Source organism: Mycolicibacterium sp. XJ879, assembly GCF_053483935.1.
The window spans coordinates 107,275-122,043 of record NZ_JBEFTH010000011.1; the positions used below are offsets into that span (position 1 = coordinate 107,275).

The window sequence follows — 14,769 nt, forward strand, 5'->3', positions numbered from 1 at the left end:
TCTCTCCCTTACTTCGTGGCTTGTTCGATGAGGTCGACGATCACCGCGGGGCTGGCGGGCAGTTTGGTCAGCGTCACACCCAGCGGCGCCAGCGCGTCGTTGATCGCATTGATCACCGCGGGCGTCGACCCGATCGCGCCGCCCTCACCGCAGCCCTTGTATCCACCGACACCCGGGCCGGGAATCTCGACGTGGCCGTACTCGATGACGGGCACCTCGGTGGCCGTCGGCAGCAGGTAGTCGACGAACGTCGACGACAGGGGGTTTCCGTCGTCGTCGTAGACCATGTCCTCGAGCAGCGCACCGCCGATGCCCTGCACCGTGCCGCCGGCGATCTGGCCCTCCACGACGTTGGGGTTGATCATCGGACCGACGTCCTCGCTGACGATGTAGCGCGTCAACGTGACCCGTCCGGTCTGCACGTCGACCTCGCAGGAGCAGACATGCGTGGCGTTGGCCCAGTGGATGGGCGCCTCCGAGGTGAACCGCGCGGTCGCCTCCAGTGATGCGGACACCCCCGGCGGCAACTGCTGGGGCTCGTAGTACGCGCGGTACGCCAGCTCGGCGAAACTCACGCTCTTGTCGGGGTTGTCGCGCACGACCGCGCGGGACCCGGCGAGCTCGATGTCGGCTTCGTCGACCTCGAGACGCGGCGCGGCCATGGCGAGGATCTGGCTGCGCAACATCGCGCCTGCCTCGTCGACGGCGCCTGCCGTCATCGGCGCGCTGCGGCTGCCCTGGGTGCCTGCGCCGTACGGGGTGACCGCGGTATCGCCCTGGATCGTGGACACGTCGTTGATGTCGGCACCGAGCGCGTCGGCCGTTAGCTGAACGACGGTGGTCTCCAGGCTGTTACCCGTGGAGCCGCCGTTGACGTAGACGTTGATCTTGCCGGTCGGCTCCATCCGGATGGTGGCGCCCTCGGTGGCCAGGTGACCCGTCGCCGCACCCGTCGGCTCGATGTAGGCCGAGAAGCCCAGGCCGAGGTAGCGGCCCGCGGCCAACGCGTCGGCCTGCTCCTTGCGAAAGCCTTCGTGGTCAAGGATTTTCACGGCCTGCTCGAAGGTGTCCGCCGGCGCGACGTGGTCGTAGGGCATGCCGTTGGGGTTGACGTACGGCATCTCGTCGCCGCGCAGGATGTTGCGTCGGCGCAACTCGACCGGGTCGATGTCCATTTGGCGTGCGGCGATGTCGAAAAGTATTTCCCGAGCCAGGGTTTCGTACTGCCACGGGCCGCGGTAGGCGTGCAGGCCCGCGGTGTTGGAGAACACCGTCTTGTAGTTGAAGCTGGCCTTGGGCACCCGGTACGGCCCGGGAAAGAACATTCCGACGGCGGCGGTGGTCAGCACCGGATACGGGGTCGGATAGGCGCCGACGTCGTAGGTGAAGTCGATGTCGGCGGCCAGGATCTTGCCGTCCTCGTCGAACGCCATGCGCGCCTTGCCGTCGACGTGGCGGGCCTGCCCGGCCGACATCAGGTTCTCGCGGCGGTCCTCGATCCACTTCAGCGCTACGCCCGACGTCCCTGTGCCCGATGGCGCGTTCGACGTCGCGGTCACCTTGCGCGCGGCCAACATGATGCACATGTCCTCGCGCATCGGTACGACCTTCTGCCCGAAGCCGCCGCCGGTGTCGCGCATGATGACCCGCACGTTCTGCGCGGGGATGCCGAGCAGTCGGGCGCAGAACGCCCGCAGCTCGTGCGGGGTCTGCGTGGACGCCCACATCGTCAACTCGCCGGTGGACGCCGCCCATTCGACGACCAGGCCGCGTGTCTCGATCGGCACCGGCGCGTGGATCTGCTGATAGATGTCGGCCTCGGCCACGTATGCGGCGTTGGCGAACACCTCTTCGTCGGGCGGCGCACCGCCCATCCCGCCGGCGACGTTGTCGGGGTAGGCCTCGTGCACGATCACGTCGGAGCCGATCGCCTTGCGGAAGTCGGCGACCGCAGGCAGCGGTTCGTAGTCGACGTCGACCAGTTCGACGGCGTCCTCGGCGAGGTACCGGCTGTCGGCGACGACGAGCGCGACGGGGTCACCGACGAACTTCGCCTCACCCTCGGCCAGCGGCGGGCGCGGGGTGTCGGGCATATCCTTGCCCGCCACCGCATGCCAGGCCTCCTTGACCTCGTGGTTGAGGTCGGCGGCGGTGAACACCGCATGCACACCGGGCATGGCCAGCGCCGCGGACGCGTCGATGCCCTTGATACGCGCCCGCGCGAAGGGGCTGCGCACGAAGCACACGTGCAGCATGCCCGGTCGGATCACATCGTCGACAAATGTGCCGTGACCAGTGAGAAGTCGATTGTCCTCGACACGTGCGAGGCGGGTGCCCGCATACCGGGTCGCGACGGTTCCTCCTGCGGGGGAAGCCACGGCTAGCGCTCCAATCCGACGGCTTGAAGAGTCTCGTTATCCTACTGCGGTAAATAAAATGCCGAAAGACGAGAACGACATTATCGGATGATCTGTCTCATCCGTCGTGGTGGATGCGACCCGTCGTCTCGGTCAGCGGGCGCCCGCCGCCGCCCCACCGCTGGGCGATGATCTCCGCGGCGATCGACACCGCGGTCTCCTCGGGCGTGCGCGCGCCCAGGTCGAGCCCGATCGGACTGGCCAACCGGTCCAGTTCGGCGTCGGTTACCCCGCCCTCCCGCAACCGGGCCGTCCGGTCGTCGTGGGTGCGCCGTGAACCCATCACCCCGATGTAGCCGACCTCGGGTAGCCGCAGCGCGACCTGCAGCACCGGGACGTCGAACTTCGGGTCGTGGGTGAGCACACAGATCGCCGTGCGCGCGTCGATGGCGCCCTGTTCGGCCTGCTCGGCCAGATACTTGTCGGGCCATTTGACGATCACCTCGTCGGCTGCGGGGAAGCGGGCAGGCGTCGCGAACACCGCACGCGCGTCGCACACGGTCACCCGGTAGCCGAGCAGCGCGCCCTGCGCGGCGAGCGCGCTGGCGAAGTCGATCGCCCCGAAGATCAGCATCCGTGGCCGCGGGGCGTGGCTGGCGACGAACACCTCCATCCCGGACTCCTGGCGTTGTCCGTCGGGGCCGTAGCACAGCACCGCGGTCCGCCCCGCCGCGAGCAGTCCGCGCGCGTCGTCGGTGACGGCGGCGTCGGCGCGCGCCGAACCCAGCGAACCGTCGGCCGAGTCCGACGAGATGACCAGCCTGCGACCGAGGACCTGCGGGTCGGGGTGAGCGATGACCGTCGCGACGGCGGTCGGGCGGTGCGCGGCGATGTCGTCGGCGATCGCCTGCAACTGTGGGAAATTGTCGCGCGACATCGGCTCGGCGAAGATGTCGATGATGCCGCCGCAGGTGAGGCCCACGGCGAACGCGTCGTCATCGCTGAAGCCGTAGCGCTGCAGTTCCGGGCGGCCCGAGGCCACGACCTCGTTGGCCAGTTCGTACACCGCGGACTCGACGCAGCCGCCGGACACCGAACCCGCGACCGTGCCGTCGGGGGAGACGACCATCGTGGCGCCGGGTGGACGCGGTGCCGACCGGATGGTGCGCACGACGGTGGCGACCCCGGCGGTGCCGCCCGCCTTCCAGACCGATAGCAGTTGGTCGAGTACGTCACGCACGCTATGAGTATGCCGCGGATGCGCGCGTCCGCTGTGCAAATGCACAGCGGGCTAACCTGGTTGCTGCGTAGGAGGTATCGATGCGACGGGTCGTAACAGCGTTGGCCGCGGCGGCTGTGGTGTGCGCGACGCCTGCGGTGGCCGCCGCGTCACCGCAGCAGCCGGTGCCGCCGGTTTCCGACGCGGCCCAGGCGGCCGGTCTGCTCGATGTGCGCACGGCTGTGCCGGACGCCGTGATCGACCTGCGCTACGCGACGCCGAACAACTTCGTCGGCCAACAGCTCTATCCGTCCGACGCGCGATGTCTGGTGCATCAGTCGATTGCGGCGGGCCTTGCCGCGGCGGCCGAGGCGCTGCGGCCCGACGTGCTGGTGTTCTGGGACTGCTACCGCCCGCGCGAGGTGCAGAAGCGGATGTATGACGTGGTCTCGGATCCGGGCTGGGTGGCGCGGCCGGGACGCTACGCCCGCAGCCACGAGGCCGGTTTGTCGGTCGACGTCACATTGGCGCGCGACGGCGCGTACGTGGACATGGGCACCGACTTCGACGACTTCGCACCGCGCGCCAACGCGTATGCGACCGAGGGCGTCAGGCCTGCCGCGCAGCAGAATCGAGCCCGGCTACGCGAGGCGATGAAGATCGGTGGGCTCTCGGTGTACTCGGGTGAGTGGTGGCACTTCGACGCCCCCGACGCCCATGCCAACCATCGCGTCCTCGACGTGCCGGTGAACTAGTCCGTTTTCTCCCACAGGCATTCACCGCTGAGCGTGGCCTCGAACATCCTCGGCGGCACCGTGATCGAAAGCGGTTGGCCGGGCTGGCTTTCGGCCTCCTGGGCGGGTCCGACCACACCGGCGCTGACCACATCCGACAGCACTGCGCTACACCGGCTGTCCGGATCTTGCGGCGTCCCCGTCCAGCTGCCCGAAGCGACTTGAGGGTTGCGCTTGCCCTGTCCGCGCAACGTTATCGGGGGCCCGTAGCTCAACCACCTGTCGTTGGGCGGTTGCGGGGTGGTGACGGCCTGCCATTGCCCGTCGTGGCAGGTCAACGGCATACGGGCGTCCTGCGGTACGGTGGCGACGTTGGCCAAGTCGCTTGGGCATGGCGTATTCGGTTGCGGCTCAGAGGGATTCGCGGATGCGACGGCGGGTACGGCCAATAAGGTCGCCGCCGCGGCCAGTGCGATAACGCTGCCACGCATCGGGTTACACCTTGTCGAGGTCGGTACTCATCAACATCACGTTGTACTCCGACCACAGCGACAGGTTCCAGTACAGCTCCGAACCTGTACCCTGCGTGGACGGCGACCAGGGGTGCATCATCGGCGCGTAGATGCCGCCGTTCTGCTGGCCCATCAGGATTTTCGCGCTCGACCACGTCCCCTCCGGGCGGTCGGCCGTGCGCATCACGATATTGTTGAACTGGTCACCGTGCAGCACAACGTACTTGCCGAGATGCTCGTTGTACTGAACCGACATCTCGCTGACCTGGTTGCCCACCTTGGCGACTCCGCAGGCGCCCTTGTCGACCCCGAACACCGCGGTCGCCTTGCCGGGATCGTTCTTGTACCATCCGGCCGGGGTGCTCCAGAACCAGCCCTTCTGGCCCTTGTTGTAGTACTCGTACTGGCTGACGTCGAGGATGTCCTCCTCGGCGACGCGGGCCAGGTGTGCGGCGCCCTGACGGCCGTTCGGCGTGCCGTACACGTAGACGTAACCGTCATCGCCTCGCACGAACGCCGACTGCTGGAAGTTCTTGTGACCGCTCCAGGGGTCGTTGTAGCGCACCGAAGTCGGTGCGACGGTCCAGTTCTCGCCGTTGTCGGTCGAATACGCGATCGCCGAGTAGTTCGTGGTCCACCGGCCCGGTGAACCCCACTGGGACACCGACATGAAGCTGACGTACTGGGTGACGCCGAACTGGGTGCCTTCCGACGGAAGTGCGATGCCTGCAGTCGGGATGAGCGTCACCCCGGTCGGCAACCCCGGGGCGGGATGGATGATCTGCCTGGCGAACGTGGGGTTCGATAGCGGCGCACCGCCGAACATGTTGCCGTTGAACCATTCGCCGTCCGGAATCGTCATGCCGTCCGAAAGGTCGTCGTCGGAACTGCGGAAAAGCGTGTTGAGCCGCCATATTCCGGACATGTTGGGACCGCTGAACGTGTCGCCGACCGCGATGAGCACCTGGTTCTCGTTCCACGGCGTCTCCGGGTCGTCGACCATGCCGTTGTCCCACATGACGCCGACATCGGTGCCCCACACGCCGAACCGGTCGGCGGTGTTGTTCGTCGGGTAGTTACCCGTGACCCAGTCGATGAACTTGGTGGACCCGCTGAGCTGCTGACCGGGCCTCGGAAAGCCCGGCCGTGGGTTGGCTGCCGCGGCGGCCAGGGCAAGGCTGGTGGTGGGCAGGGCGGCGATAGCCGATTCGGCCGAAGTCTGTCCGCTTAAACCGGTGAGGAAGCTCTCGAACTCACGGCGCGCGAACGCGAGCAGGCCCCACATGAACATCGGCTGGGTGGGCGCCGTCGGCGCCGTACCCGCGAGCGGGTTCAGCACCCAGTTGACCACGCTGGAGACCACGGTCGTCACTGTTGCGAGCAGATCCTCCGGCGGGGCCGGCGCGGCTACCTCCGTGACGTCGGTCGACTGTGCGGCCATCTTCGGCGACATCATCATCGGCGAGGCCGCAGCCAGCACCCGCGCATCGACGAACTGGGCGACCGCTTCGGTGCGCCGGACCGCTGACGCCGGGTCGTCGAGCGACGCGACGGTGCGGGATGTGGCCGTGGCGGGCGTGGCCGTCGGTGATTTGGCCGAGGTGGTCGGCGCCGCACTGGCGGACTTCGACTTCGACTTCGACGAGTCCGCTGAGTTCGACGACGACGTGGACGCGTCATCCTCGGGGGCGGTCGGCTCAGGGTCTGGCGTCTCGGAGGTGGCGGACGGTTCTTCGTCCTCGTCGACCTCCTCTGCGTTGTCGGTCTCCGGGTCTTCGACGTCGGCCTCGTCAGCCTCCTCGTCCTCGGTGTCCTCGGTGTCCTCGGTGTCCTCGGCGGCGGGTGACGTGCCGGTATTGGTCTGCGCCTGTACGACGCCCGTCGTCGTGTCGGACGTCTCGTCTGAGGTCTCATCGGCTGTCGAGTCGGTCCGCGACGGTGCCTCGGTGCTCTGCGACGTCTCGCTGGCCTCGGCGGGGCTCGACGCGCTCTCAGCCGACGACGAGGCTGCGGTCGCGCCGGCACCGTCGTCGGCCAGCGCCACCCCGTGTCCGGTGGCGATTGCCGTACCGACTCCCAACGCGACAGCCAGTCCCCCGACCCGGCCGATATGAGCTGCGGCTCCCATGGTGCTTGTCCTCCAGTTACTTCTCCCCCGAGCGTTTGCGCTATGGGCATTAAAGCGAACCTCGGAGATGATCACAGCAAAAGAGGCGAATGTCTCAGAAACCACATGAGACTCTTTGGCACTGATCTTGATGGGCTTTTGTTCACCCGCTTAGATGCCGAGCAATGACGTCAAGCCCGTACAGCTAAATTGTGGACCGCGAGATGCACGTTAGCGATGTCTCTACTCGCACTTCTCCGCGTTAACGTGCATCTCGTGACGGATTCGCCGGCGCGCACCCGTGTGTGGGCACCGGCGGCGCCGAGGGCGCCGATCCCGCATCGGTGGCGTTCGACGTCGTCGACGCCGCCGCCCGGCGCTACGGGGTGATGCCGGCCTCGCGCAGGGCCTGCTCATAGAGGTCGGTGGCTTCGGTGAGCCCGTCGTTGACCCAGGCATCCACGATCCCGACCCGGTCGGCGACAAGCTGGGCCTGGTTCAGCCACACCTGGAAGTCGTCGTCGCGACGCAGCGCGTCGATTTGCGCCTCCGAGCCCTGGATCAGGATGAAACCGCCCAACTCGATGCTCTGCGGTTTGAGGATCGCAATGTCGAAACGCTCGATCTTGCCGTCCTGGCTCAGGCGGTCGAGGTAGCCCGTGGTGTCTCGCAGCAGCGCGAGCGCCTGCGGTTCACGTCCGGGCGTGGGTATCCCCCAAGCAATCCAGAATGCTGCGTCGGCCATTGCTTACCTTCTACACCACATGTGGCCGTGGGCCAATCATGCGACGCTCCTTGGATGCTGCAACGTCATCAGCCACGCCGCGCATGGGCGGCGGTCGTACTGCTCGCGATCGTCGGCACGCTGAACTACGCGGACCGCTTCCTGCCTGCGGTGCTGGCCGAGCCGATCAAGCGGGACCTGGCGTTGTCGGACACGATGATCGGGGTCATCAACGGCTTCGGGTTTCTGGTCGTGTACGCCGTTATCGGCATCGTGATCGCCCGGATCGCCGACCGGGGCGCCTTCGGTCTGGTGGTCTCGGTATGTCTGACGCTGTGGGGTGGGATGACGATATTGGGCGGCGCCGTGCAGTCGGGGTTCCAACTCGTGCTCACCCGCGTCGGCGTCGCGATCGGCGAGGCCGGCAGCACCCCGGCCGCGCACGCCTATGTGGCACGAAACTTCGTACCCGAACGTCGCGCCGCCCCATTGGCCGTCATCACGTTGGCCATCCCGTTCGCCAGTGCCGCGAGCCTGATCGGCGGCGGCCTGCTGGCCCAGTCGCTGGGCTGGCGAACGACTTTCGTGGTGATGGGTGTGATCAGCGTGCTTTTCGCCCCGTTGGTGCTGCTGGTCTTGGGGCGCCGCCAGGAAATGCCCGCCCGGCCTGCGCAAGGTGAGGTGGCATCGGGTAACCCGTGGGACCTGCTGAGGAAGCCCGCGTTTTTGATGATCGTCGCGGGCGGCGCAGGTGTTTCGTTCGCGGGGTACTCGCTGACGGCGTTCGCTCCGGCATACCTGGTCCGCACCAGGGGAATGTCGCTGGGTGAGGTCGGTGTGCAATACGGGATTGCGAGCGGTCTGACGGGGATCGTCGGCCTTTTGGTCGTCGGCCGGATAGCAGATCGCCTGTCGGCCAGGGATCCCCGCTGGTTGCTCTGGCTGGTGGGGGTGATGATAGCTGCGCTGCTGCCCTTTTCGGCGCTGGCGTTCCTGGTGCAAGACCGGACGCTGTGCATTTTGTTCATCGCGATGAGCTATGTCGTCGGCACCGCCTATATGGCGCCGTCGATCGCGGCGATCCAACGGCTGGTTCGCGTCGAACAGCGCGCGACGGCGTCGGCGGTGTTCCTTTTCTTCGGCGCCATCGTCGGGTCCGCCGGCCCGTTCCTGACCGGTGTCATCAGCGATGCGCTGAGCGCGGGCATGGGTGCGATGTCACTGGGGCGGGCGCTGTTGATTGTTCCGGTGGCACAGATCGTCGCGATCGGATGCTACGCGGCGGCGAGCAGGTGGTTCATGAGCGACGTCGTCGATGTACCGGAGCTGGCAACCAGTAATTGACCGGAGTGGGTTGGCCGCCGCAGGCATGTGGTGCGGCTCAGCACGCACACCGGGCCCTGCCCACCATTTGCTGTGGTGGATCCGAGGTGGTGCGCCGACCTGCCCATAGCCGATGGCCGCAGCATTTTGGATGCAAGTGGGGATTTCCATCGACGCAGTAATGGCGGTAATTTCTGTACTTTCCGAGAACATGATTTCGTCGCACTTCGCAATTCGAACAAACCGGAACACCGCACCTAAATCTCGGTTTTGTGGATTTGCTCCCGCTTCGCGCCTACCTGCCAATGGTTCGTCGGGGGAGGTATCGACGGGATCGTGTCGCACCGGTCACAGCAAACACCTGAGATGGTCGTCCGATGAGTTTTGCTGGGCACTTAACGCAGAGGGGGCGCCTACAGCCAACTTACGGTTCCGAGTAGAACGCGTTACAGTATCAGCGATGGCTGGCTGCTGACGCATTGGTGCATTCGATCCGGCAGGGGGTTCTACTGTCTTGTCGGAACGGCCGTGTCGAGCGACTTGATTGGCTTTGCCCATTGCTGGAATTGATCGTGGATCGGGGGATCGATGACAATTGCTGGAATTGCCGTCCAAGGCTCCGGCGACGAGCAATCAGCGTCCATGCCATTGCCCGCCGCCGACGGCGCCAGCGTCGAGCCGCCGTCCGGGTACCTGCCGGGACTCGACGACACCGAGTACATCTCCTGGCAGAACTTCAGCGAGACCGCTACCGCGCTCTGTGCCATGCTGAACCGAGAACTCGTCGCGGCGCACGGGCTCACCCTCTGGGATGTCATGTTGTTGCGGTACCTGGCCAACTCGACCGACGGCTTCGCGCGGATGGGCGAGATCGCCGAGGTCCTTGGGGTGATACCCAGCCGGGTCAGCCAGCAGATGCGTCGACTGGAGGCGCAAGGACTGGTCCGTCGATGCAAGAGCCAGCATGACCGGCGAGTCGTACTCGCCAGCATCACCCGCGCGGGTCGGGCGAGGCTCAAACCGGCACTCTCGACGTACGCCGACGGTGTTCGCGCCCTGTACCTGAAACCGCTGACCCGCCAACAGATGACGAGCTTCGGCGACAGCTGTCGACGAATCGGCACCCCGTTGCGCCACCACGGCACGCGGCCTAAGTCCGCCCGCAATTAGCCGTTCGGTGTTGCGGTTACGCGTGCCCGAGGGCAAAGTCATGGCCATCGTGGTGGCGCGCACCGCAATGGCCGCATTTCGAAGGTTCCTCGCTGTAGTTTCGGCTTGAAACTGTCTGACGCTGCCGTTATTTTGCGGGCAACTCGGCGCAATCGACTGCCCAGCAGTTTCGCCCAACCGTCCAATTGCCCGAGTCGCGACGTCGCTGACGAATCCGTCAACCGCACCGGCAAAAGGGGCGATGGCCTGCGGTTTTTCGGTACCTTCTGCCGTAGTCGACCAGGGGAGTTGCATTGGCGGATAGCGCCGGACGACAGGCATCGGCAGCTGCCGGCCGGGCAACATCTCACGGCGTTGCTGTGTTCGTTTTCGGGCTAGAACGGAGCCATTCCTGATGCACTCGGATGAATTCAGCGTGCCGCCCCCAATCGACGCGACCGGTGTCGGCGCGTGGAAGAACCGCGACGGAGACATCGCACGGCATTTCCTCGGCACCCGCCGGGGCGAACAGGTGCCCGTCCAGATCGTCGGTCTGCAGGACGCAAGCGGCGCCGTTATCACCCGACAGATTCGGATCGGCCGCGAGCAGGTGGAGCTCGATATCGCTGATGTGCACAAGCTGATATGGACGCTTGCCGATGCGTGCAACGAAGCCGATCGGTTAAACCACCTGTCGAGTGAGTTCGAGCGCGACTGGTGCCCGGATCTCCTTTGGGATGTCGACTCGGCGTGAACGTCGGCGCGATCCCTCCCACCAACCGCCACAAACTCCGCGGCACGAACGTCACCTGCGCGGAGTTGCAGGACCTTCTGCGTCGTGACGCGGCCATCGCCACCGAATGGCTCGTCCGTCGCCGATTCCGCGGAAGCGCCGAGGATCTGGCCACACAACGCAGACGGGCGCTGGCCTATATCGAGTGGTGTGGGGCCGCCTCAGCTGCCTTACAGGAAAGTGAGCTGCTCGACTACACCGACTTCATTCGTGAGTGGCGAATGCAGGCGGTGCACAGCGACATTCGCGGTCTGCCGCATCGTTTCGCATGGCTGTTTGGTTCCCAGGTGCTCTTCGCCATCTCGATGATGCTGTTCATCGCCGGTCTCCCGGCGGTGGCCATACCGGTTCTTGCCGGAGCGCTGTTCGGCGGATTGCATGTGTACCTTGCCGTGCCGCCGGTAGCCGTTGGTCCCGACAACGCGCGGCTCTCGCGGGCCGACAGCGATCTCGGTGTGCGACGGGCGTAACGGGTCTAGTCGGCTCAGCCGCGGGCGGGTTCCCACCAATTCCGATGGAAGCCGGTAGTTTCGCGGGCGTGGCCGAGTTGATGAATCGCCAGATCGTGTTGCGGCGCCGGCCCAGCGGCCTGGTACAACCCGATGACACCGAGTTGATCAGCACGCCTGCGCCCGAACCTGCCGAGGGTGAAGCGCTGGTGCGCACTACCTATATCGGCATCGACGCCGCAGCGCGCACCTGGCTCAACGATCAGCCCGGCTATCTGCCGCCGGTGCAACTCGGCGAGGTCATCCGTGCGGCGGGAATCGGCGAGGTGGTGGCCTCCCGCTGCGACGCCTACGCCGTCGGCGATGTCGTCACCACGCTGACCGGGTTTCAGGAGTATGTGATCAGCCGCGACGACGTGTTCACGACACCGGTGCCCGGTCCGGCGGTCGACCAGCTCGCGGTCATGAGCGTGTACGGGCCGACCGGCGCCACAGCGTATTTCGGCATGAACGACATCGGCAAGCCACAGCCGGGGGAGACGGTTGTGGTGTCGGCGGCTGCCGGGGCGACCGGGTCTGTCGCCGGGCAGATCGCCAAGATCGCGGGTGCGCGTGTGGTCGGAATCGCGGGTGGTTCGCAGAAGTGCCGTGCGGTGGTGGAGGATTTCGGCTTCGACGCCTGCATCGACTACCGCGAGGACAATCTCAAGGCAGCACTCAAGCAGCACTGCCCGAAGGGGGTCGACGTCTACTTCGACAACGTCGGCGGCCCGATCCTGGACGCGGTACTTGGCCGCCTGGCGCCCAAGGCCCGCGTCGTGCTGTGCGGCGTCATCTCGAGCTATCTGACCGGAGAGCATCCCGGGCCGGCCAACTACGTGAACCTGCTGTCGAAAACGGCGTCGATGCAGGGATTCAATGCCCTCGACGAATGGGGACGCTTCGAGGAGGCGTTCGGCCCGCTTCGAAGGTGGGCACAGCAGGGCCGCCTGGTGCACCGCCAAACGATCTTCGAAGGCATTGAGTCCTGTGTCTACGCATTGAATGGGCTTTTCACCGGCGTTAACATCGGCAAGATGCTGGTGAAGGTCAGCGAAGCTACTGCCCCGGTCAAATGACCGCAACCGCCGCGGTTAGACCAGCAAACGCCGGGGTATGGGGTCACCGGCGACGGCCGTCGCACTTCAGTTTGACGTGATGCATTGACGTGTAGGAGTTGAACCATGAACGCTGGGCGAATCGCTCGATCGCTGGCCGTTGCGGCGGTGACGTCCGCTGCGCTGCTTGCAGGACCCGTCCCGATCGCCGCAGGACAACCGGCCCCAGCCCCAGCCCCGGCGCCGGCACCGCCGCCGTGTCCGGACGTGCAGTTGGTCTTCGCGCGCGGAACCGGCGAGCCGCCCGGTGTCGGCGGTATCGGCCAGGCGTTCGTTGACACCCTGCGCACGCAACTGGGGCCCAGGACCATGAACGTGTACCCGGTCAACTATCTCGCGAGCGGTGCGTTCGGCGATCGAATCCAATTTGCTCGCACGGTGATCGATGGCATTCGCGATGCGGCGCTCAAAGTTCAAGCGACGGCTGCCAACTGCCCGGATACCAAGGTGGTTCTCGGCGGCTTCTCGCAGGGGGCGGTCGTTGCCGGTTACGTCACCGCCGCCGAGATACCCGAGCAGATTCCGGCCGAGTACCGCGAGTTCATTCCGGAGCCCATGCCCGAGGAAATCGCCGAGCACGTCGCGGCAGTGATTTTGATCGGCATGCCGTCGGATCAGTTCATGCGGGATATCGGCGCCCCGCCGGTCGTGATAGGCCCGTCCTACGTGGACAAGACCATGGAACTGTGTGCACCTGACGACACCATCTGCAACGGCGCGCCCGCCGGCGGACCGTCCTTCGCGCACAACGTCTATGGCGTCAACGGAATGGTCGGTGAGGGAGCAGCTTTCGTGGTGAGTCAGCTCGGGCCTGAAGCCGACGACGCCAGCTAACCCTGCTGCACTTTTCTGCCGTGGGCTGCCTCGTAAGCGCTGAGGACGTCGCGCGGTATTCGACCGTGGACTGCAACGCCGTGACCGTACATCCAGGCCCACTGTCGAATTGCCGCGCGACGCATCGCCGCGGCCTCGGCGGAGTCTAGCTTTGCGCTGAATAGGTGCGTGCGCTGACGGATTGCTGTTTGGCGCGCGGCGCCTATCCAGGAAGCGAAAGTATCGCGGAGCTTCTTTGCATTCTCCCGCGAGAGGTAGATCTCGTATCGGACGCCGTCCAATTCGAACACGACGATCTCATCAGCTGCGCTGGTTCGATCGTATTCGTCCACGAATGCGACCTCGGCCGACAATTTCGTGCCCCCCTTGCAGCGATTTCACAGCGCAGCCATAACAGGAAGAGCGGACCTGCACGCCAGCGCTACACCCCTCGTTGTTAATCGAAGCGCTGGCTGCCTTTGCAATTCCCTATGGCGGGTGCGATTGCAGTCAATTGGCAAAATACCCCCATGCCGCCCACCGAGGAGGAGTTTGTCGCAAATAATTAACGCGTGCGTCGACCGCAGCGAAGATTTGCGCAGCTGCGCCGCCCGACGACGGCTGATCAATGCTCACACCGCCGTTTGCCAGCAAACGCAGGACCGCCAGCAGTTGGTTGAAATCGCAAATTGACCCGGGCCGAAACGCCAGCTTGCAAGGGGGTTATCACCAAGACCGGTGACCTGTACGGACAAGTGGCAACCTGCTCTCTACTAGGCGCTGTAGTAGCGAAGCGGTAAGGTTCGGCACGTGAGCACTCCGCATGTCCGTGCGCGCTGGTTGCGCGGCGGCCTGGTCGGCGGGTGCTCGGCCTTGCTCACCGTTGCTGCCCACACCGCCGTCGACGACGCGATTCCGCACGGCGCTGTGCTGATGGTCGTCCTGTTGCTGTGTGCCACCGCGGGTGCCGCGGTGGGCACCGCGGCACCGGGTGACTCCCACGGCCGTCTTCTCAGTGTCATCGCCGCATTGGGCGGCACGCAGCTCCTGGGTCACGGGGCGCTGGCGTTGTTCGGTGGCCACGGCCATGGTGTCAGCGGGTTCGGCATGTCCGTGTCCATGGCAGCCGCCCATGCGGTCGCGGCGGTCGTGCTCGGTGCGGCCATCGCAGCGGTGGAATACCTCTACGTCGTATGCGAGTCAGTGCTGTGCTGGCTGCGGCTGTTCACACTCGACGCGGTCCGCGCGACCTCACATCCCCGGCACTGGACCGCCAACAGCGTTGTCGCGCAGGCAGTCCTACTGCATTCAGGTTTGGGCATGCGTGCCCCGCCTGCGCCGATTGTCTAGCTTCACGCCTTTCGTTCCTGTCGCCATCGCGCTGATGGCCGTTCAGCACGCCGCGTAAGCGGCGAAATTCTGCGCTGCACCG

At 65.8% G+C, this 14,769-nt stretch carries 14 protein-coding genes; 8 read left to right on the top strand and 6 right to left on the bottom strand.

Annotated features, from left to right (window positions below; translation table 11 throughout):
* Window positions 1–8: 8 nt before the first annotated feature.
* Window positions 9–2,378: a xanthine dehydrogenase family protein molybdopterin-binding subunit gene (locus ABQF13_RS21355; RefSeq protein WP_448394784.1), complete on the bottom strand. Its 2,370-nt coding sequence runs from the start codon at window positions 2,376–2,378 to the stop codon at window positions 9–11.
* A gap of 97 nt (window positions 2,379–2,475) precedes the next feature.
* A complete protein-coding gene (locus ABQF13_RS21360) occupies window positions 2,476–3,597 on the bottom strand; it encodes an XdhC family protein (RefSeq protein ID WP_448394785.1) in 1,122 nt (373 codons plus the stop codon).
* Between the two features lie 80 nt (window positions 3,598–3,677).
* Between ABQF13_RS21360 and ABQF13_RS21365 the strand changes: the two genes are divergently transcribed.
* Complete coding sequence (locus tag ABQF13_RS21365; RefSeq protein WP_448394786.1) at window positions 3,678–4,331, top strand: M15 family metallopeptidase; 654 nt, start codon at window positions 3,678–3,680, stop codon at window positions 4,329–4,331.
* Here the strand turns inward: ABQF13_RS21365 and ABQF13_RS21370 are convergent.
* The 3 genes from ABQF13_RS21370 to ABQF13_RS21380 form a co-directional block, all read right to left on the bottom strand.
* The gene (locus ABQF13_RS21370; protein WP_448394787.1) at window positions 4,328–4,801 is read right to left on the bottom strand and encodes a hypothetical protein; all 474 of its coding nucleotides are present in this window, start codon (window positions 4,799–4,801) and stop codon (window positions 4,328–4,330) included. The two genes, ABQF13_RS21365 and ABQF13_RS21370, sit on opposite strands and share 4 nt — an antisense overlap.
* Window positions 4,802–4,805: 4 nt before the next feature.
* Complete coding sequence (locus ABQF13_RS21375; protein WP_448394788.1) at window positions 4,806–6,950, bottom strand: glycoside hydrolase family 183 protein; 2,145 nt, start codon at window positions 6,948–6,950, stop codon at window positions 4,806–4,808.
* Window positions 6,951–7,308: 358 nt separating this feature from the next.
* The gene (locus tag ABQF13_RS21380) at window positions 7,309–7,674 is read right to left on the bottom strand and encodes a hypothetical protein (protein WP_448394789.1); all 366 of its coding nucleotides are present in this window, start codon (window positions 7,672–7,674) and stop codon (window positions 7,309–7,311) included.
* 54 nt (window positions 7,675–7,728) lie between these two features.
* Here ABQF13_RS21380 and ABQF13_RS21385 point away from each other — a divergent pair, with 54 nt between their 5' ends.
* The 6 genes from ABQF13_RS21385 (at window position 7,729) to ABQF13_RS21410 (ending at window position 13,358) form a co-directional block, all read left to right on the top strand.
* The gene (locus tag ABQF13_RS21385) at window positions 7,729–8,997 is read left to right on the top strand and encodes a spinster family MFS transporter (RefSeq protein WP_448394790.1); all 1,269 of its coding nucleotides are present in this window, start codon (window positions 7,729–7,731) and stop codon (window positions 8,995–8,997) included.
* Between the two features lie 621 nt (window positions 8,998–9,618).
* The gene (locus ABQF13_RS21390) at window positions 9,619–10,146 is read left to right on the top strand and encodes a MarR family winged helix-turn-helix transcriptional regulator (RefSeq protein WP_448394791.1); all 528 of its coding nucleotides are present in this window, start codon (window positions 9,619–9,621) and stop codon (window positions 10,144–10,146) included.
* Between the two features lie 394 nt (window positions 10,147–10,540).
* Window positions 10,541–10,879: a hypothetical protein gene (locus ABQF13_RS21395; RefSeq protein ID WP_448394792.1), complete on the top strand. Its 339-nt coding sequence runs from the start codon at window positions 10,541–10,543 to the stop codon at window positions 10,877–10,879.
* Window positions 10,876–11,388 (top strand): hypothetical protein, encoded by a 513-nt coding sequence (locus ABQF13_RS21400; RefSeq protein WP_448394793.1) that lies wholly within the window; start codon window positions 10,876–10,878, stop codon window positions 11,386–11,388. The genes ABQF13_RS21395 and ABQF13_RS21400 overlap by 4 nt, the downstream gene beginning before the upstream one ends.
* A 68-nt stretch (window positions 11,389–11,456) precedes the next feature.
* Window positions 11,457–12,485, top strand: a complete 1,029-nt coding sequence (locus ABQF13_RS21405; RefSeq protein WP_448394794.1) for an NADP-dependent oxidoreductase — start codon at window positions 11,457–11,459, stop codon at window positions 12,483–12,485.
* Between the two features lie 105 nt (window positions 12,486–12,590).
* Window positions 12,591–13,358 carry a cutinase family protein gene (locus ABQF13_RS21410; RefSeq protein ID WP_448394795.1) on the top strand — a complete coding sequence of 256 codons (768 nt, stop codon included), beginning with the start codon at window positions 12,591–12,593 and terminating at the stop codon, window positions 13,356–13,358.
* Here ABQF13_RS21410 and ABQF13_RS21415 read toward each other — a convergent pair.
* Window positions 13,355–13,690 carry an Lsr2 dimerization domain-containing protein gene (locus ABQF13_RS21415; protein ID WP_448394796.1) on the bottom strand — a complete coding sequence of 112 codons (336 nt, stop codon included), beginning with the start codon at window positions 13,688–13,690 and terminating at the stop codon, window positions 13,355–13,357. The genes ABQF13_RS21410 and ABQF13_RS21415 overlap by 4 nt on opposite strands.
* 457 nt (window positions 13,691–14,147) lie before the next feature.
* Here ABQF13_RS21415 and ABQF13_RS21420 point away from each other — a divergent pair, with 457 nt between their 5' ends.
* The gene (locus ABQF13_RS21420; RefSeq protein WP_448394797.1) at window positions 14,148–14,687 is read left to right on the top strand and encodes a hypothetical protein; all 540 of its coding nucleotides are present in this window, start codon (window positions 14,148–14,150) and stop codon (window positions 14,685–14,687) included.
* Window positions 14,688–14,769: the final 82 nt, after the last annotated feature.